Raw genomic sequence first — 16,675 nt, 5'->3', positions numbered from 1 at the left:
GCAGGGACCATGGGCCGGTGACCGCAGCGCCACCCGCCGTCCAGGGACTGACCGAGCTGACCGGACTGCTCGCCGCCGGCGGGACGCTGGTCCTCTCCGGGGCGGGGCTGTCCACCGACTCAGGCATCCCCGACTACCGGGGTGCCACCGGCTCGCTGCGCCGGCACACCCCGATGACGTACCAGACGTTCACCCGCGACCCACGGGGCCGGCACCGGTACTGGGCGCGCAGCTTCGTCGGCTGGCGCCAGATCGCCGAGGCCCGGCCCAACGACGGGCACCGGGCCGTCGCCGCGCTGCAGCAGGCCGGCGCGGTGACCCACGTGATCACCCAGAACGTCGACGGGCTCCACCAGGCGGGCGGGGCGCGCGACGTCCTGGAGCTGCACGGCGGGCTGGACCGGACCGTCTGCCTGGCCTGCGGTGACGTCGCCTCGCGCGCGGACCTGGACGTGCGGCTGCGGGCGGCCAACCCGGGTTTCCGGCCGGAGCCGACCGACGAGGTCAACCCCGACGGCGACGTCGAGCTGCCCGACGAGGAGCTCGACGGGTTCGTCATGGTCGACTGCCTGGCCTGCGGCCGCGGTCCCCTCAAGCCCGACGTGGTCTTCTTCGGCGAGACGGTGCCGCGGGATCGGGTCGACGCCTCCTTCGCGCTCGTCGACGACGCCCGGGCCCTGCTGGTGCTCGGCTCGTCGTTGACCGTGATGAGCGGCTACCGGTTCGTCATCCACGCCGCCAAGCGGGGCATCCCGGTCATGATCGTCAACTCCGGTGCGACCCGCGGGGACGCCAAGGCGTCGCTCAAGGTCGACGCCCCGCTGGGGGTCGTCCTGCCCGAGCTGGCCCGCCGGCTGTCGTGACGGAGGGGGTCGGGGGCACCGACCGGCCTGGGCGAGCGCGGGGCGCCCTGGTGGGAGCAGGACGACGACGCGCGGCGCGAGCGCTGGGAGGCGGCGCTGCGGGCGCTGGGTGGTTGAGAAGGACCTCCCGGCCCCCGCTGCGCGCAGGCTCTCAGCGGGACCGTGCCGGGAGGCCGACCAGATCGGAAGATTCACCGTATGCCCGCAGGGGCAGGTAGCCCCGCGATGCAGACCTTCGTGCCGGTGGCGGACTTCGAGGAGAGCGCCCGGCTGCTCGACTCCCCGCGGCTGGGCAAGCAGCGCGTGGAGACCCTGCAGATTCTGCGCGCGCTGGAGCTGCCCGACTACGGCTGGGCCAGCCACCCGGCGGTCGCGATGTGGCGCGGGCGCACCCCGGCGCTGGTGAGCTACGGGCTGGCCATGGTGCGGGTCTGGCGGGAGCGCGGCTTCGCGGACACGACCGAGGCACTGATCGGGGAGTTCGCCCCCGACGTCGTCGGCCGGTCGCAGGCCGAGCTCGCCGCGGCCGGCCTGCTGCCCTCCTGGCTCGGCGACGAGGCGCTGCACCGCTCGCACCGGTCGAACCTGATCGCCAAGGACCCGGAGTTCTACCGCGGCCGCTTCACCGAACGCTTCGGCCCCGAGCCCGACGACCTGCCCTACCTCTGGCCGGGGCCGGACGACCTCCCGCCGGCGCCGGAGCCCGACGGCGTGCGGGTGTGGGTGGTGCGGCCGCGGGCGCACAACGAGCTCGGCGCCTGCCTGGCGGCCGGGGTCGTGGGCCTGGGCACCCAGTCGGGCATCGACGTCGACGCGACCGGGATGGAGCCCGCCGAGCTGCGGGCGCTGTCCAAGGAGATCTCCGGCCGGCGCCCGGCCAAGGACCTGCGCCAGCTGTCGGCCTTCCTCGACCAGGTGCGGCCGGGCGACCCGGTCGCCCTGCCGGTCGAGCACGGGGCCGGGCTGCTGCTCGGCGAGGTGGTGGGGGACTACCTGTTCCAGGGGCGGGAGCTGCTGCCGCACCGCCGGCCGGCGCGCTGGGACCGGGTGGTGCCGCGGGCGGCCGCCCGGCCGCCCGCGACCCTGCAGGACCCGCGCGCGCTGTTCCAGGTGACGTTGGACCCCGCCGTCCTGCGTTAGCCGGGCAGCGGCACGTTCTGCAGCCGCACCTGCCCGCGGGCGACCAGCTTGCCGTCTTCCCGCGTGAGCGCGACCTGCCACAGCTGCTGGGTCCGCCCCTGCTGCACCGGCTCGGCGACGACGTCGACCCGCCCGGCGGTGACGCTGCGGAGGAAGTCGGTGCTGTTGTTGACGCCGACGGCGAACTGGCCGAGCTCGCGCACCGCGAGGCTGGCCCCGATGCTGGCCGCGGACTCGACGACGGTGCAGTACAGCCCGCCGTGCACCACGCCCCAGGGGGTGTGCTGGTCGGGGCCGAGCTCCACGTGGCCGGCCACCCGGGTGCCGGTGGCCTCGGTGACCTGGAAGCCCGCCGCCGCCACGAAGCGGCTGGCCGTCGCCGGGTCCACCGGCCCGTCGCTCACGCGTCCCACACCAGGCAGAACGGGTGGCCCACCGGGTCGGCGTAGACGCGGAAGTCGCCCCCGCCGCCGGGGAGCTTCCGGGCGCCCAGCGCCAGCACCTTCGGCTCCGCCTCCTCGATGTCGGCGACCCGGACGTCCAGGTGGAACTGCTGCGGGCGCTCGGGATCGGGCCAGTCCGGCGGCCGCAGGTCCGGGGCCTGCTGGAAGGCCAGCCGGTAGCCGGCGCCGGTGACGACGACCCAGTCGTCCCCGGGCTCGCCCCGGCTGATCTCCATGCCGAGGAGGTCGGCGTAGAACCCGGCGAGGGCGTGCGCGTCCGGTGCGTCGAGCACGACGGAGTGGAGTTGACCGATCATGGGGCCATCCTGGCGCGCGGCCGGGCGGGCCGACAGCCGGATCCCGGTCGGCTCCCGCCAGGATCCCGCCACGGCGCCGCCGGGACCCGTGCCGCAGGATCGGGGGCATGCCCGACCCCGCTGCACCCGTCCTCGGTTCGCTGACCTGGTCGCCCGCCGCCGACCGGCCCGAGCTGCTGGCCCCGCCGGTCGCCGCTGCGCTGCCGGTGCTGGCCGGGCCGGCGTGGGTCGCGGAGATCGCCGACGACCTCGCCGACACCGCCGCCTTCACCGACGCCTACGGGGTGCCGCTCGCCGCCTCGGCCAACTGCGTCGTCGTCGCCGCCCGCCGGGCGGGGGAGACGACGCTCGCCGCGTGCCTCGTGCTCGCCACCACCCGCGCCGACGTCAACGGCCTGGTGCGGCGGCACCTGGGCGCCCGCAAGGCGTCGTTCGCGCCGCAGGACGTCGCCGTCGCCGAGAGCGGCATGGCCTTCGGGGGCATCACCCCGGTCGGCCTGCCCGCCGCCTGGCCGGTGCTCGTCGACGCCGCCGTCGCCGCGGCGGACCTGGTGGTCATCGGCTCGGGCACCCGCGGGAGCAAGCTCGCCGTCCCCGGCGCGGTGCTCGCCGGGCTCCCCGCCGCGCAGGTGCTCGAGGGGCTGGGGCAGCCGCTGCCCGCGGAGCCACCCGCACCGCCGCCGCTGCGGCTGGGCCGGGCGCCGGACGACACCGACGTCGGCTGGGGGGAGCGGCCCGCCGACGGCGCCGACGACGACCGGCGCTACTACGAGGACCGGCCGCCGCACTGGGGCAGCGACTAACGGCCCTCGTGCAGGGTCCCGCCGCGAGCTTGCGGGTGGTGGGGGGCACGAGGGTCCGTCTGCTGCTGGGCGCGGAGCAGGTCGCGGATCTCGACGAGGAGCTCGACCTGGGTCGGTGCCACCGGGCCGGGCTCCTCACCGGCAGCCCGCCGGTCGAACAGCCGCCGCATGGGGAGCACCACCACGAAGTACAGGATCGCCGCCGTCAGCACGAAGGTGATCACCTGGCTGAGGAAGGCACCCCAGGTGAAGATCTGGCCGTCCACCTCGAAGGTCCCGCCCAGCTCGCCACCGCCGCCGACCAGGCCGATCAGCGGGGTGAGGAACGACTCGGCGAACGTGTTGACCACGGCGGTGAAGGCCGCGCCGATGACCACCGCGATGGCGAGGTCGACGACGTTGCCGCGGAAGAGGAAGTCCTTGAAGCCCCTGAGCACGGGGACCATCCAGCCACACCGCGGTCCGCGCGTCAGGCCGGGGGTGGGGGAAGGCTGACGGTGAGCGTGGCGGCGGCCGCGGCGGCCGCGAGCCGCGCCGCGGTCTCCGCGTCGACGGCGAGAACGAGCAGCCCGGCGCCCGCGTCGCCGTCGTCCCCGGTGGGGGCCGCGAGCACCAGGGCCCCCGCTGCCACCCGCTCGGCGGGGCCGCCGCCCGGCTCGGCGGCCAGCACGTCCACCCGGTCGCCGGCGCGCAGCAGCGCCGCGACCGCCAGATCGGCCAGCCGCACGGGGGCCGCCACCTGGCCGGCCGGCAGCAGGGCGGTCAGCCCGGCGCCGACCAGCCGGCCGTCGGTGAGCGGCTCGCCGCGGCGGACGGGCCCGGCGAGCACGCGGCGCTCCAGTTCCTCCGGGGCGGCCACCACGCCGCCGGGCACCGCACCGGCCGGGAGCCGGACGAGCGCCAGGTCGCCGCGCGCCAGGACGGTGCCGGCGGGCAGGTCGGCGGCGGCGACGACCACGGCGACGTCGCGCGGTGACGTGCGCTCGGCGGGAGCGGGGCCGGGGCGCAGCGCGAGCCCCACGGCGAGCGCGGTCAGCAGCGCGGCGGCCAGTCGGCGGGCGGTCAGCAGCGGGAAGGGGGGTCGGCGCAGTCGGAGCACGGCGCCGACCCTTCCCGGGTCGGGCCGGGCCGGAAAGCGGTCGGGCGGAGCTGTGGAGGGGCGGCGAGCCTGTGGACGAGGCCCGGCCGCCTCTCCTCAGTTGGCGGCCTTGGCCCCGCTGCCGGAGGTCGCCGCCGGCGTCGAGGCGGGGGCGGAGGTGGAGCTCTCCTTGGCCGGCGTGGAGGAGGTGCCCGACGAGGAGCCGTTGCTGCTGCCCGCGGTCTCGGACGTCTTGCCGCCCGAGCGGCTGTCGGTGCGGTAGAAGCCCGAGCCCTTGAAGACCACGCCGACCGAGCCGTAGACCTTGCGCACCGCGGCGCCGCACTCGGGGCACTCGGTCACCGGGGCGTCGGTGAAGGACTGCACGACCTCGAACTCGTGCTTGCCCTCGGCGTTGGTGCAGGCGTACTGGTACGTGGGCACGGCGTGGCTCTCCCTGGTCGAGCGGAGGTAGGGGCCCGGGTTGGCACTCGCACCCGGAGACTGCCAATGATGCGCCATGCGAGGACCGGTCGTCCACGTCTGCCGCTCAACGTCACTCCCGGAGCGCGAGGCCGAGGAGTCGGTGCGGCCACCCGGGCGCGGGAGGAGGCCTCCGCCGTCCTGCACGGCCGGCCGGCCGGGGCGCGGGCGCCGGTCGCGCCACGACCCGCCCGGCGGGAACGCGGCCCCGGTACCAGGCGACGAAGAGGGCGATCGCCAGGAGCAGTTCGGCGAGGTCCCCCCCGTAGTACATCCACCGGGCCGCCAGCTCCTTGCCCGCCACTCCCTGCTCCGCTCCGGGCGGGAGGGGGGCGGCGTGGGCGTAGAGGAGCTTGGCGAGGTAGCCGTGCGCCGCGGTGGACGCGAAGAGGGCCGCCAGCCGCGTTCCCATGCCCGGCCGCCCCGGCGCCGGGTCGGGGCCCGCGATGGCCCAGACGAACAGGCAGCCGGCGAGCAGGAAGTGGACGTTCAGCAGGGTGTGCAGCAGGGCGTCCCCAAGCGCCGCTGCGTACAGGGGCGTGAGGTACAGCAGGTAGAGGGTGCCGGTGGCCAGCAGGGCCGCGGTGAACGGGTGGCCGAGCACGTGCAGGTACCGGCTGCCGAGCACCGTGCCGATGCGCCGGCGCACCGGCGTCGAGGACGCACCCAGGAGGAGCGTGACCGGCGCGGCCAGGACCAGCCCGAGCGGCGCGAACATGCCCAGGAGCAGGTGCTGCACCACGTGCCCGGCCGGCTCCTGGTGCGCGAACGCCGCCAGGGGCGGGGAGACGGCGGCGGCGAGGAGGACGACGCCCACCGTCCAGCCGGCCGTCCGCGCGACGGGCCACGGCCGCTGCAGCCGGTGCCGGGCACGGCCGGTCGCGACCAGGTAGACCGCGATCGCCGCACCCGCGAGGAGCACGGTGGCGATCCAGTGCCCGGTGGCGTCGGTGGCCGCCGGGGCGTGCTGGTGCGGCACTCAGCCGACCGGGCCGGCGGCTCGCACCGCACGGCCCTCGTCCCGGCTGCGCACGGCCAGCACGACGCCGATCAGGACCAGCACGCCGCCGCCGACGTTCCAGGCGAGGTCGTAGGGCAGCAGGTCGACGCCGTAGCGGATCTGGTGCACACGCAGGACCTTGTGGTCGACCAGGCCGTCGAACAGCTGGAACCCGCCGAGACCCAGGAACAGCCCGGCCCAGGCGGAGCGGGGTGCGAGCGCCTGACGTCGTCGCAGGTCGGCGAAGAGGAAGAAACCGGCGACCAGCAGGATCAGCTCGGCGGCGTGCAGCAGCCCGTCGGACATCAGGGCCACGCTGCCGCTGGAGCGGTCGTAGAAGTGGTGCCAGGCGAGCAGCTGGTGGAAGACGATCTCGTCGATCGCCGCCATCAGCCCGACGCCGATGACCGCTGCCACCAGCATCGACCGTCGGCGGTCCGGACCGGCCACGTCCGTGCGCGTCCGGCCCGGGTTCACCGCCATGCTGCCTGCCTCCTCGGCCGCCGGACCCGCTCCGCCCTGCTGCCCGGTCCATCCTGTACCGGGCACGGACCGGCCGCAGGGCGCACCCGCCGGCCCCGTCCGTCCCGCCTACCTCCGGGTGGGCCGGAGGCGGATGGCCCGGTAGGTGATGCCGACGGCGAAGACGACCACTCCGCCGACCACCGCCTCGACCGGTAGCGCGACGACCAGGACCAGGCAGCCGACCGCGCCGAGCACCTGCAGGGGGCGGGGGAAGCGGCGGTGCGCGCGGTCCTGCGTGAAGGCCGCGGTGTTGGCCACGAAGTAGTAGAGCAGCACGCCGAAGGAGGAGAAGCCGACCGCCCCGCGCAGGTCGACGGTGAGCACCAGCAGGCAGACCACGGCGGCGAGGGCGAGCTCGGCGTGGTGCGGCACGGAGAACCGCGGGTGCACCGCGGCCAGGAACCCGGGCAGGTCACCGTGCCGGGCCATCGCCAGCCCGGTGCGGCCGATGCCGGCGACGAGCGCCAGCAGCGCGCCCAGGGAGGCCGCGGCGGCGCCGACGCGCACCACCGGCTCCGCCCACGCCCACCCGCCGGCGTCCACCGCCGCGGCCAGCGGCGCCGAGGTGGCGGCGACGCCGTCCGGCCCGAGGGCCACCAGCACGGCGACGGCGACCACCGCGTAGACGGCGACGGCGATACCGAGGGCCAGGGGGATGGCCCGCGGGATGGTCCGGGCCGGGTCGCGGACCTCCTCGCCCATCGTCGCGATGCGCGCGAACCCGGCGAAGGCGAAGAACAGCAGGCCGGCCGACTGCAGGACCCCGTGCACGCCGCCGTCGGTGAACGTCCAGGTCGCCAGCCCGTCCCGGCTCGCCCCGCTCCCGAGCAGGCTCGCGGTCACCGCCACGGCGAGCGCGGCGAGCACGACGGTGACGACGACGCGGGTCAGCCCGGCGGTGCGGGTCACGCCGCGGTAGTTCACCGCCGTCAGGGCCAGCACCGCGGCGACGGCCACCGGTCGCTGCCACCCGGCCGGTGCCGCGTAGGCGGCGAAGGTCAGCGCCATCGCCGCGCAGCTCGCCGTCTTCCCGACGACGTAGCCCCACCCCGCGAGGAACCCCCACCACGGGCCCAGCCGCTCGCGGCCGTAGACGTAGGTGCCCCCGGAGGTGGGGTACTCCGCGGCCAGCTGTGCCGAGGCCGTCGCGTTGCAGTAGGCGACCGCCGCCGCGATCGCCAGCCCGATGAGCAGCCCTGCGCCGGCGGCCTGTGCGGCGGGGGAGAAGGCGGCGAAGACCCCGGCCCCGACCATCGAGCCGAGCCCGAGGACCACGGCGTCGGTGGTGCCCAGCCGGCGGGCCAGTGCAGGGCCTGTGCTCACGGTGCTCCTCGCGGCGGCGTCGGCCGACGATAGCGGGGCTGCTCAGCGGTGCGCGGCGGGCTCGTGGTGGGCGTGCGCGGCGGTCTCGAGCTGGAAGGTGGAGTGCTCGATGCCGACCGGGAAGTGCTCGGCGAGGCAGGCCTGGAGCTGGTCCAGCACCTGCGGGGCGTGCCCGTCGTGGAAGCAGCCGTCCTCGACGACGACGTGCGCCGAGAGCACGGGCAGCCCGCTGGTGATCTGCGAGGCGTGCAGGTCGTGCACCCCGATGACGTGCGGCAGCGCCAGCAGGTGCGCCCGGACGGCGTCGAGGTCGACCCCCGGCGGCGTGCTCTCCAGGAGCACCGACACCGTCTCCCGCAGCAGCCGGACGGTGCGGGGCACGATCAGCGCCACGATCACCAGCGAGGCGATCGCGTCCGCCTGCAGCCAACCGGTCAGGGCCACGACGGCGGCGGCCACCAGGACGGCGACCGAGCCGAGGGCGTCGTTGACCACCTCGAGCGTCGCGGCGCGCATGTTCACGTTCCCGCCGTGCCCGCCCCGGGTGAGCACCACGATGCCGGCGAGGTTGGCGGCCAGTCCGATCGCGCCGAAGACCAGCACGGCGGTGGTGGCGATCTCCGGCGGATCGGCCAGCCGGCCGATCGCCTCGACCGCGATCCAACCGCCGACGGCCAGCAGCACGGCGGCCTGCAGCGTGGCCCCGAGCACCTCGGCGCGCCGGTAGCCCCACGTGCGCTGCGCCGTCGCGGGCCGCGCCGCCAGGGTGGCCGCGACCAGCGCGATCGCCAGGCCCGCGGCGTCGGTGGCGGCATGTGCGGCGTCGGCGAGCAGGGCCAGCGATCCCGAGACGAGCGCGCCGACGAGCTGGACGACCAGCACGCCCGCAGTCAGGGCCAGCACCACGGCCAGGCGGCGCCGGTTCCCGGACGCCGCGGCGTGGCCGTGGTCGTGCCCGCCGCTCACCGGTCGTCCTGCGGCCCGGGAGCGGCTCCGCAGCACGTGTCCACCGCGGCGTCCGGGCCCGGGCGGCCGGGCGCGCAGCAGCCCTCGCCGCGCCACGCCTCGACCCCCTCGCGGAGGGCGACGGCGGCGATCACCAGGCCCGCGACCGGGTCGGCCCAGCTCCAGCCGAGCCAGGCGTTGAGCACCAGCCCGACGAGGACGGCGGCGCTCAGGTAGGTGCACAGCAGCGTCTGGGTGGAGTCGGCGACGACGGCACCGGAGCCCAGCGCCCGGCCGGTGCGGCGCTGCGCCCAGGAGAGGAAGGGCATGACCACCAGGGAGACCGCGGCCAGCGCGATGCCCACGGGCGAGGCGTCCGGGTCGCCGCCGGCGACGAGCGCGCGCACCGACTCGAACGTGACGTAGCCGGCCAGGGCGAAGAAGGAGCAGGCCATCAGCCGCAGCGCCTGCCGCTCCCGGCTCTCCGGCAGGTGGTGCCGGAACTGCCACAGGATGATCAGGCCGCTGGAGACCTCGACCACCGAGTCCAGGCCGAACCCGATCAGCGCGACCGACCCGGCGGCCAGCCCGGCGGCGATGGCGATCACCGCCTCGACGACGTTGTAGGCGACGGCGGTGCCGGCGAGGAGTTGCGCCCGGCGCCCGAGTCGGGCGCGGTCGGCCGCGCTCGGTGGAGTGGTGGTCGTCGCGCTCACCGGGCCGCCACCTCGCCGTAGGCGGGGCAGAGGGTGACCGCATCGCCGGTGCCGGCGAGCAGCCGTTCAGCGGCGGCGAGCAGGCCGAGGACCTCGGTGGTGGCGGCCAGCGACCACAGCGAGGCACGCCCCTGCGGCCGCGAGGTGACCAGGCCGCAGTCCCGCAGGCACGCCAGGTGCGCCGACACGGTCGACTGCGCCAACCCCAGGTGGCGGGTCAGCTCGACCACCTTGTGCTCTCCGAGGGCCAGATGGCGCACGATCGCCAGCCGGTTGGGGTCCCCGAGGCTCCGGAACAGGCACGAGGCGGCGGACAGCGCCGCCGCCTCGTCGACCTCGATCATCGTCACTCGGCGATGATAGCGCTCAAGGTCGGTCGTCAAGCGGGGACGTACTCGGCGAGGTGCTCCCCCGTGAGCGTGGACCGGGCGGCGACCAGGTCGGCCGGGGCCCCCTCGAACACCACCAGGCCGCCCTCGGATCCGGCGCCCGGGCCGAGGTCGACGATCCAGTCGGCATGCGCCATGACCGCCTGGTGGTGCTCGATGACGATCACGGTCGTCCCGGAGTCCACCAGCCGGTCGAGGAGGCCGAGCAGGTTCTCGACGTCGGCCAGGTGCAGGCCGGTCGTCGGCTCGTCCAGGACGTAGACCCCGCCCTTCTCCGCCATGCGGGTGGCCAGCTTCAGCCGCTGGCGCTCACCCCCGGAGAGGGTGGTGAGCGGCTGGCCGAGGGTGAGGTAGCCCAGCCCGACGTCGGCCAGCCGGTCGAGGATCGCGTGCGCGGCGGGCGTGCGGGCGTCCCCGCCGCCGAAGAACTCCTCGGCCTCGGCCACGCTCATCGCGAGCACCTCGGCGATGTTCCGGCCGCCCAGGCGGTACTCGAGCACGGCGGCCTGGAAGCGCTTGCCCTCGCACTCCTCGCAGGTCGACTCGACCGTGGCCATGACCCCGAGGTCGGTGTAGATGACGCCGGCGCCGTTGCAGGTCGGGCAGGCGCCCTCGGAGTTGGCGCTGAACAGCGCGGGCTTCACGCCGTTGGCCTTGGCGAACGCCTTGCGGATCGGCTCGAGCAGGCCGGTGTAGGTGGCCGGGTTGGACCGGCGCGACCCCCGGATCGCCGACTGGTCGACGACCACCACGCCCTCCCGCCCGGCGAGGTTGCCGTGGATGAGGGAGCTCTTGCCCGACCCGGCCACGCCGGTGACGACGGTCAGCACCCCGGTGGGGATGTCGACGTCGACGCCGCGCAGGTTGTTCTGCCGCGCCCCCCGGATCTCCAGCGCGCCGGTGGAGGTGCGCACCTCCGGCTTGAGCCGCACCCGGTCACCGAGGTGGCGGCCGGTCAGGGTGCCGCTGCGGTGCAGCTCCTCGACGCTGCCCTCGAACACCACCTCGCCGCCCGCGGTGCCGGCGCCCGGGCCGAGGTCGACGACGTGGTCGGCGATCGCGATCGTCTCCGGCTTGTGCTCGACCACCAGCACGGTGTTGCCCTTGTCGCGGAGCCGCAGGAGCAGGTCGTTCATCCGCCGGATGTCGTGCGGGTGCAGGCCGATGGTCGGCTCGTCGAAGACGTAGGTGACGTCGGTGAGCGAGGACCCGAGGTGGCGGATCATCTTGGTGCGCTGGGCCTCGCCGCCGGAGAGGGTGCCCGCCGGGCGGTCCAGGGAGAGGTAGCCCAGCCCGATCTCGACGAAGGAGTCGAGGGTGTGCTGCAGCCCGGCCAGCAGCGGCGCCACCCCCGGGTCGTCCAGCTCGCGCAGCCAGGCGGCGAGGTCGCTGATCTGCATGCGGCAGAGGTCGGCGATGTTCTTGCCGCGGATCTTCGACGACAGGGCCTCGGCGCTCAGCCGCGTGCCGTCGCAGTCGGGGCAGGTCTCGAAGGTCACCGCGCGCTCGACGAACCGGCGGACGTGCGGCTGCATCGCGTCGACGTCCTTGCTGAGCATCGACTTCTGGATCTTGGGGATCAGGCCCTCGTAGGTGAGGTTGACCCCCTCCACCTTGACCTTGGTCGGCTCGGCGTGGAGCAGCGTGTGCAGCTCCTTCTTCGTGAACCTCGCGATCGGCTTGTCCATGGGCAGCCCGGCGCCGGCGAAGATGCGGCCGTACCAGCCGTCCATGCTGAACCCGGGCACGGTCAGGGCGCCGTCGGCGAGCGACTTCGAGTCGTCGTACAGCGCGGTCAGGTCGATGTCGTTGACCGACCCCATGCCCTCGCAGCGGGGGCACATGCCGCCGAGGCGGGTGAAGGTCACCTTCTCCGCCTTGCTGCCTGCCCCGCGTTCGACGGTGATCGCCCCGCTGGCCGAGACCGACGGCATGTTGAAGGAGTAGGCGTTCGGCGAGCCCAGGCTGGGCTCCCCGCGCCGGCTGAAGAGGATCCGCAGCATCGCGTTGACGTCGGTGGCCGTGCCCACGGTGGAGCGCGGGTTGGCACCCATCCGTTCCTGGTCGACGATGATCGCCGTCGTCAGCCCCTCGAGGACGTCGACGTCGGGCCGGGCGAGCGAGGGCATGAAGCCCTGCACGAACGCGCTGTAGGTCTCGTTGATCATCCGCTGCGACTCGGCGGCGATGGTGCCGAACACCAGCGAGCTCTTGCCCGACCCGGAGACGCCGGTGAACACCGTGAGCCGCCGCTTGGGGATCTCGACGCTGACGTCCTTGAGGTTGTTCTGCCGCGCCCCGACCACCCGGATCAGGTCGTGGCTGTCGGCGGCGGCGCGCACCGCATCCGGCTCGGTCACCGTGCTCATCGTGCCTCCGTCCGTCCGGGCCCCCGCCGATGTGGCGAGGGCCCGGTGTCTACCAACGATGTCCGACAGGGATGACTGCGGGCACGCCCGCTTCTCAGCGGAGCTGCTGGATGCGGACGGTGTTGCCGGCCGGGTCGCGGAACGCGCAGTCGCGGATGCCGTAGGGCTTCTCGGTCGGCTCCTGCATCACCTCGGCGCCGGTGGCCTGGATCCGGTCGAAGGCGGCGTCGAGGTCCTTGGTGGCCAGGACGACGGAGGCGTAGGTGCCCTTGGCCATCATCTCGGCGATGGTCCGCTGCTCGTCCTCGGTGATCCCGGGGTCGGCGGTTGGCGGGTGGAGCACGATCGAGGTCGCCGACTCGTCGGCCGGGCCGACGGTGAGCCAGCGCATGCCCTCGTAGCCGACGTCGTTGCGCAGCTCGAAGCCGAGGGCGTCGCGGTAGAAGGCCAGCGAGGCCTCGGGGTCGTCGTGGGGGAGGAAGGCGTGGTGCACGGTGAGATCCATGGCGATCACGCTAGGGACGCGGCGGGTGCCGGCGCTTCTCGATTCCTGACCGGTCTGGTGACCTGCTTCGCCGTGCACGACGGGATGCCGGAGGTCGCCTCCGCCGCCTCCCGCCGGTAGGTGCTCGGCGGTACGCCGACCAGTTCGGTGAACCGGGTGCTGAAGGTGCCCAGCGACGAGCAGCCCACCGCGAAGCAGACCTCGGTGACGGTCAGGTCGCCGCGCCGCAGCAGCGCCATCGCGCGCTCGATGCGCCGCGTCATCAGGTAGGCGTACGGGGACTCGCCGTAGGCGCGCTTGAACTCCCGGCTGAGGTGGCCGGCCGACATGTGGGCCCCACGGGCGAGCGAGGCGACGTCCAGCGGCCGGGCGTACTCGCGGTCGATCCGGTCCTTGACCCGGCGCAGCCGCACGAGGTCGCGCAGGTGCGGGTCGGCGGCCGGTCCGCTGGTCACGGGCCGGATCGTGCCACGCGTTCGCCGCCGCGTCAGCGGTCCTGGCGCTCCCGGTAGCGGGCGGCCCGCCGGGCCGCCGCCGCCCGCTTCCGCTCCGTCTCGCGCTGCTGGGCGACCAGCCCGGCGCGCTCCCGGGCGGCGGTCGCGGTGCCGGCGGGGTAGCCCGCCTTCACCACGCGGTTCTCGGTGGTCTCGGGCATGTAGGCCAGCGAGAAGATCAGGCCCAGGAAGATCCCACCGCCCGCGACCGCCAGCCGCAGCCCCAGCGGCGCGGGCAGGAACGCCACGACGAGCGCGATGGGGACGGCCAGCTGGACCAGGGTCCGGAGGACGTGCCGGGCCCACCACGTCCCGGTCGTGGTGTCGTGCAGGACCCAGCCCCGGTGGCGCTCGGGCAGGCGGCCGCCCAGTGCGTACCAGAACCACCGGTGGGGAGCCGGGCGGACGACGGGGGCGCGGCCGTCGTCCCCGGGCGTCCTCGGACCCGCGTCGCCGTCGCTCACCCCGCCATCGTCCCAGGGTCACCGGCGCCGGTGGTCGCCCCCCGCGCCGTCCTGGCTCAGCTCCCGGGAGGTCAACGGCCCAGGTGGCGGTAGCGGTGCAGCCGGGTGCGGAACCGCTCGGTGTCGTCGCGGCCGAGCAGCCCGGCCAGCTCCTCGCCCAGCACCCGGCCCAGCCGCAGGCAGAACTCGACCGGCTCGTCGGCCGCGTCGGGCCGCTCGGGCACCACCCGGTCGACGATCCCGGCGCGCCACAGATCGGTGGCGCGCACGCCCTGGTGCGCGGCCATCTCGTCGGCGCGGTCCACCGTGCGGTGCACGATGGCGCTCGCGCCCTCCGGCGGCAGCGGGCCCAGCCAGCCGTTCGCCGCGGCGAGGACGCGGTCGGCCGGCACCAGCGCCAGCGCGCCGCCGCCGGTGCCCTGGCCCAGCAGCACCGCGAGGGTGGGTGCCTTGAGCACCACCAGGTCGTGCAGGCAGCGGGCGATCTCCCCGGCGAGCCCGCCCTCCTCGGCCTCGCGGGACAGCGCCGCGCCGGGGGTGTCGATGAGCGTGACGAGCGGCAGCCGCAGCTCCTCGGCCAGGTGCATCCCGCGGCGCGCCTCGCGCAGCGCCGCCGGCCCCAGCGGCGCCGACAGCGACTGGCCGCGCCGGTCCTGCCCCAGAACGACGCAGGGCGCCCCGCCGAAGCGGGCCAGCGCCAGCAGCAGCCCGGGGTCCTTCTCGCCGGCGCCGGTGCCGGAGAGACCGACGACGTCGGTGGCCGCGGTCCGCAGCAGCCGCCGGACGCCAGGGCGGTCCTCCCTCCGCGACGCGGTCACGACCTCCCACGCGCTGCGCCCGTCCTCCGGGTCGTCGGCGTCGGTGCCGTCCTCGGCGGTCGGCCGCTCGGCGTCCCGGACGTCGAGGTGCCAGGTCTGCCGGGCCGAGAGCACCCGCAGCGCGCGGTCGGCGACGTCGGCGATCTGGTCGTGCGGGACCACGGCGTCGATGAGACCGCGGGCGGCCAGGTTCTCCGCGGTCTGCACGCCCTCGGGGAAGGGCTCGCCGTAGAGCGCCTCGTAGACCCGCGGCCCGAGGAACCCGATGGCGGCGCCGGGCTCGGCGATGGTCACGTGACCGAGCGACCCCCAGGAGGCCAGCACGCCCCCGAAGGTCGGGTGGCGGAGGTAGACCAGGTAGGGCAACCCCGCCTCCTTGTGCCGGGCGATCGCGGCGGTGATCCCGATCATCTGCAGGAAGGCGACCGTGCCCTCCTGCATGCGGGTGCCCCCGGAGACCGGCGCCGCCAGCAGCGGCAGCCCCTCGTCGGTGGCCCGCTCCACCGCCGCGATCAGCCGCTCGGCGGCGGCCACCCCGATGGAGCCGGCGAGGAAGCCGAACTCGCCGGCGACGACGGCGACGCGGCGGCCGCGCAGCCTGCCCTCGCCGGTGATGACCGACTCGTCCTGCCGTGACTTCTCCGCGGCGCGGGCCAGCTCGGCGGCGTAGTCGTCCGCCACGTCGCGGGGCGGGACGGGGGAGTCCCACGACTGCCACGACCCCGGGTCGAGGACGAGGTCGCGCAGCGTCCGGGCGTCCGGCCGCGCGGTCACGTGGCGGGGCCGTTCAGCCAGGCGCGGATGGCCTCGCCGTCGGCGCCCAGCACAGGGGGAGCCGAGTGCTCCCGGCGCGTGGTCTCGGTCTCGCCGTCGGCCCCGGCGGCGAAGAAGCGCAGCGGCGGGCCGGGCAGCTGCAGCCGGCCCAGGGTGGCGTGGTCGACGTCGACCAGCAGCCCCTGCGACAGCGCCTGGTCCCAGCGGTAGACCTCGTCGATCGTGCGGACCTTGCCCGACGGGATGCCGACCTTGGCCAACCGGGCCAGCAGGTCCTCGGCGGGGATGTCGGCGAACGCGCCCTCGAGGAGGGCGATCACCTCCTCGCGGTGCTCCACCCGGTCGCCGTTCGTCGCCATCCCGGGAGCCTCGGGGTCGAAGCCGAACTCGGCGCAGAGCTTCCGCCAGAGGGAGTCGTTGGCGCACGCCACCTGGACGCTGCCGCCCTGGCAGTGGAAGAGCCCGTAGGGGGCGATCGAGGGGTGGTGGTTGCCCTGCGCGGCACCGACCTTGCCGGCCACGGTCCACGCCGTCCCCTGGAAGGCGTGCACGCCGACGATCGCGGCGAGCAGCGAGGTGCGCACCACCTGCCCGCGGCCGGTGCGGCCCCGCTCGATCAGCGCGGCGAGGACGCCGTAGGCGCCGTACATGCCGGCCAGCAGGTCGCCGATGGGCACGCCGACCCGCTGCGGGTCGTCGGGCCCCGAGCCCGTGAGCGACATCAGCCCACCCTCTCCCTGGGCGATCTGGTCGTACCCCGCGCGACCGCCCTCGGGGCCGTCGTGGCCGAACCCGCTGATCGCCAGCGTCACCAGCCGCGGGTTCAGCTCGGCCAGCACGTCGGTGCCGAAGCCCAGGCGGGCCAGCGTGCCCGGGCGGAAGTTCTCCAGCAGCACGTCGGCGCGCTGGAGCAGCCCGGTGAGCACGGTCTTGTCGCCCTCGTCCTTGAGGTCGAGGGTGATCGACTCCTTGTTGCGGTTGGTCGAGAGGAAGTAGGTGGACTCCCGGTCCCCGCTCTCGGGGGTCACGAAGGGCGGCCCCCAGCTGCGGGTGTCGTCACCGGTCCCCGGCGTCTCGACCTTGATCACGCGGGCGCCGAGGTCGCCGAGCATCATCGCGGCGTGCGGCCCGGCGAGGGCGCGGGTGAGGTCGACGACGAGGACGCCGTCCAGCGGTCCGGGCATGGTGTGCTCCCTCGCTCGGGGGGTGCGGCTCCGATGGCTGCG

General features: G+C 75.3%; 20 protein-coding genes. 3 read left to right on the top strand and 17 right to left on the bottom strand.

The genetic code is table 11. The features are described from left to right. The first annotated feature begins 17 nt into the window (after window positions 1-17). Both ACI794_RS05315 and ACI794_RS05310 read left to right on the top strand, forming a co-directional pair. On the top strand, window positions 18-863 hold the full coding sequence (locus tag ACI794_RS05315; RefSeq protein WP_456615806.1) for an NAD-dependent protein deacetylase: 846 nt from the start codon (window positions 18-20) through the stop codon (window positions 861-863). A gap of 225 nt (window positions 864-1,088) precedes the next feature. After that, the gene (locus ACI794_RS05310) at window positions 1,089-2,003 is read left to right on the top strand and encodes an MSMEG_6728 family protein (RefSeq protein ID WP_456601032.1); all 915 of its coding nucleotides are present in this window, start codon (window positions 1,089-1,091) and stop codon (window positions 2,001-2,003) included. On the opposite strand, the gene ACI794_RS05305 is transcribed toward ACI794_RS05310, so the two are convergent. Together ACI794_RS05305 and ACI794_RS05300 are read right to left on the bottom strand one after the other, a co-directional pair. Then, window positions 2,000-2,407 (bottom strand): PaaI family thioesterase, encoded by a 408-nt coding sequence (locus ACI794_RS05305; protein ID WP_456601031.1) that lies wholly within the window; start codon window positions 2,405-2,407, stop codon window positions 2,000-2,002. The genes ACI794_RS05310 and ACI794_RS05305 overlap by 4 nt on opposite strands. Beyond that, window positions 2,404-2,763 carry a VOC family protein gene (locus ACI794_RS05300; RefSeq protein ID WP_456579428.1) on the bottom strand — a complete coding sequence of 120 codons (360 nt, stop codon included), beginning with the start codon at window positions 2,761-2,763 and terminating at the stop codon, window positions 2,404-2,406. Before ACI794_RS05300 ends, ACI794_RS05305 begins: the two co-directional genes overlap by 4 nt. A 107-nt stretch (window positions 2,764-2,870) precedes the next feature. On the opposite strand from ACI794_RS05300, the gene ACI794_RS05295 reads away from it, so the two are divergent. Continuing rightward, a complete protein-coding gene (locus ACI794_RS05295; protein WP_456615805.1) occupies window positions 2,871-3,566 on the top strand; it encodes a YbaK/EbsC family protein in 696 nt (231 codons plus the stop codon). Here the strand turns inward: ACI794_RS05295 and mscL are convergent. From mscL to ACI794_RS05220, 15 genes are all read right to left on the bottom strand, one after another. Then, window positions 3,563-4,012: a large conductance mechanosensitive channel protein MscL gene (gene mscL, locus ACI794_RS05290; protein WP_456601029.1), complete on the bottom strand. Its 450-nt coding sequence runs from the start codon at window positions 4,010-4,012 to the stop codon at window positions 3,563-3,565. The genes ACI794_RS05295 and mscL overlap by 4 nt on opposite strands. A gap of 23 nt (window positions 4,013-4,035) precedes the next feature. Continuing rightward, complete coding sequence (gene cpaB, locus ACI794_RS05285; protein ID WP_456615804.1) at window positions 4,036-4,665, bottom strand: Flp pilus assembly protein CpaB; 630 nt, start codon at window positions 4,663-4,665, stop codon at window positions 4,036-4,038. A gap of 96 nt (window positions 4,666-4,761) precedes the next feature. Further along, entirely contained in the window at window positions 4,762-5,088 is a 327-nt protein-coding gene (locus ACI794_RS05280) for an FmdB family zinc ribbon protein (RefSeq protein WP_456601027.1), read from the bottom strand. Between the two features lie 112 nt (window positions 5,089-5,200). Beyond that, window positions 5,201-6,106, bottom strand: coding sequence for a cytochrome c oxidase assembly protein (locus ACI794_RS05275; RefSeq protein ID WP_456615803.1), 906 nt, complete (start codon window positions 6,104-6,106; stop codon window positions 5,201-5,203). Further along, on the bottom strand, window positions 6,107-6,610 hold the full coding sequence (locus ACI794_RS05270; RefSeq protein WP_456615802.1) for a DUF2243 domain-containing protein: 504 nt from the start codon (window positions 6,608-6,610) through the stop codon (window positions 6,107-6,109). A 108-nt stretch (window positions 6,611-6,718) separates the two neighbouring features. Beyond that, the gene (locus ACI794_RS05265; protein ID WP_456615801.1) at window positions 6,719-7,975 is read right to left on the bottom strand and encodes an APC family permease; all 1,257 of its coding nucleotides are present in this window, start codon (window positions 7,973-7,975) and stop codon (window positions 6,719-6,721) included. 42 nt (window positions 7,976-8,017) lie between these two features. Next, complete coding sequence (locus ACI794_RS05260) at window positions 8,018-8,941, bottom strand: cation diffusion facilitator family transporter (RefSeq protein ID WP_456579421.1); 924 nt, start codon at window positions 8,939-8,941, stop codon at window positions 8,018-8,020. Continuing rightward, on the bottom strand, window positions 8,938-9,636 hold the full coding sequence (locus ACI794_RS05255) for a cation diffusion facilitator family transporter (protein ID WP_456601023.1): 699 nt from the start codon (window positions 9,634-9,636) through the stop codon (window positions 8,938-8,940). Before ACI794_RS05255 ends, ACI794_RS05260 begins: the two co-directional genes overlap by 4 nt. Further along, complete coding sequence (locus ACI794_RS05250; protein ID WP_456601169.1) at window positions 9,633-9,980, bottom strand: ArsR/SmtB family transcription factor; 348 nt, start codon at window positions 9,978-9,980, stop codon at window positions 9,633-9,635. The genes ACI794_RS05255 and ACI794_RS05250 overlap by 4 nt, the downstream gene beginning before the upstream one ends. A 35-nt stretch (window positions 9,981-10,015) precedes the next feature. Beyond that, window positions 10,016-12,394, bottom strand: coding sequence for an ATP-binding cassette domain-containing protein (locus tag ACI794_RS05245; RefSeq protein ID WP_456615800.1), 2,379 nt, complete (start codon window positions 12,392-12,394; stop codon window positions 10,016-10,018). A 94-nt stretch (window positions 12,395-12,488) separates the two neighbouring features. Beyond that, on the bottom strand, window positions 12,489-12,899 hold the full coding sequence (locus ACI794_RS05240; protein ID WP_456615799.1) for a VOC family protein: 411 nt from the start codon (window positions 12,897-12,899) through the stop codon (window positions 12,489-12,491). A gap of 5 nt (window positions 12,900-12,904) precedes the next feature. Next, window positions 12,905-13,354: a helix-turn-helix transcriptional regulator gene (locus tag ACI794_RS05235; RefSeq protein ID WP_456579416.1), complete on the bottom strand. Its 450-nt coding sequence runs from the start codon at window positions 13,352-13,354 to the stop codon at window positions 12,905-12,907. Between the two features lie 32 nt (window positions 13,355-13,386). Beyond that, window positions 13,387-13,857: a DUF5313 family protein gene (locus ACI794_RS05230; RefSeq protein WP_456579415.1), complete on the bottom strand. Its 471-nt coding sequence runs from the start codon at window positions 13,855-13,857 to the stop codon at window positions 13,387-13,389. 71 nt (window positions 13,858-13,928) lie between these two features. Then, window positions 13,929-15,449 (bottom strand): carboxyl transferase domain-containing protein, encoded by a 1,521-nt coding sequence (locus ACI794_RS05225; protein ID WP_456601020.1) that lies wholly within the window; start codon window positions 15,447-15,449, stop codon window positions 13,929-13,931. Beyond that, window positions 15,446-16,633, bottom strand: coding sequence for a CaiB/BaiF CoA transferase family protein (locus ACI794_RS05220; protein WP_456615798.1), 1,188 nt, complete (start codon window positions 16,631-16,633; stop codon window positions 15,446-15,448). The genes ACI794_RS05225 and ACI794_RS05220 overlap by 4 nt, the downstream gene beginning before the upstream one ends. Between the last annotated feature and the right edge of the window lie 42 nt (window positions 16,634-16,675).

Source organism: Blastococcus sp. SYSU DS0541 (assembly GCF_054050875.1).
Note: the sequence above shows the minus strand (reverse complement) of the source record. Positions and strands in the feature narration are given on the sequence as shown.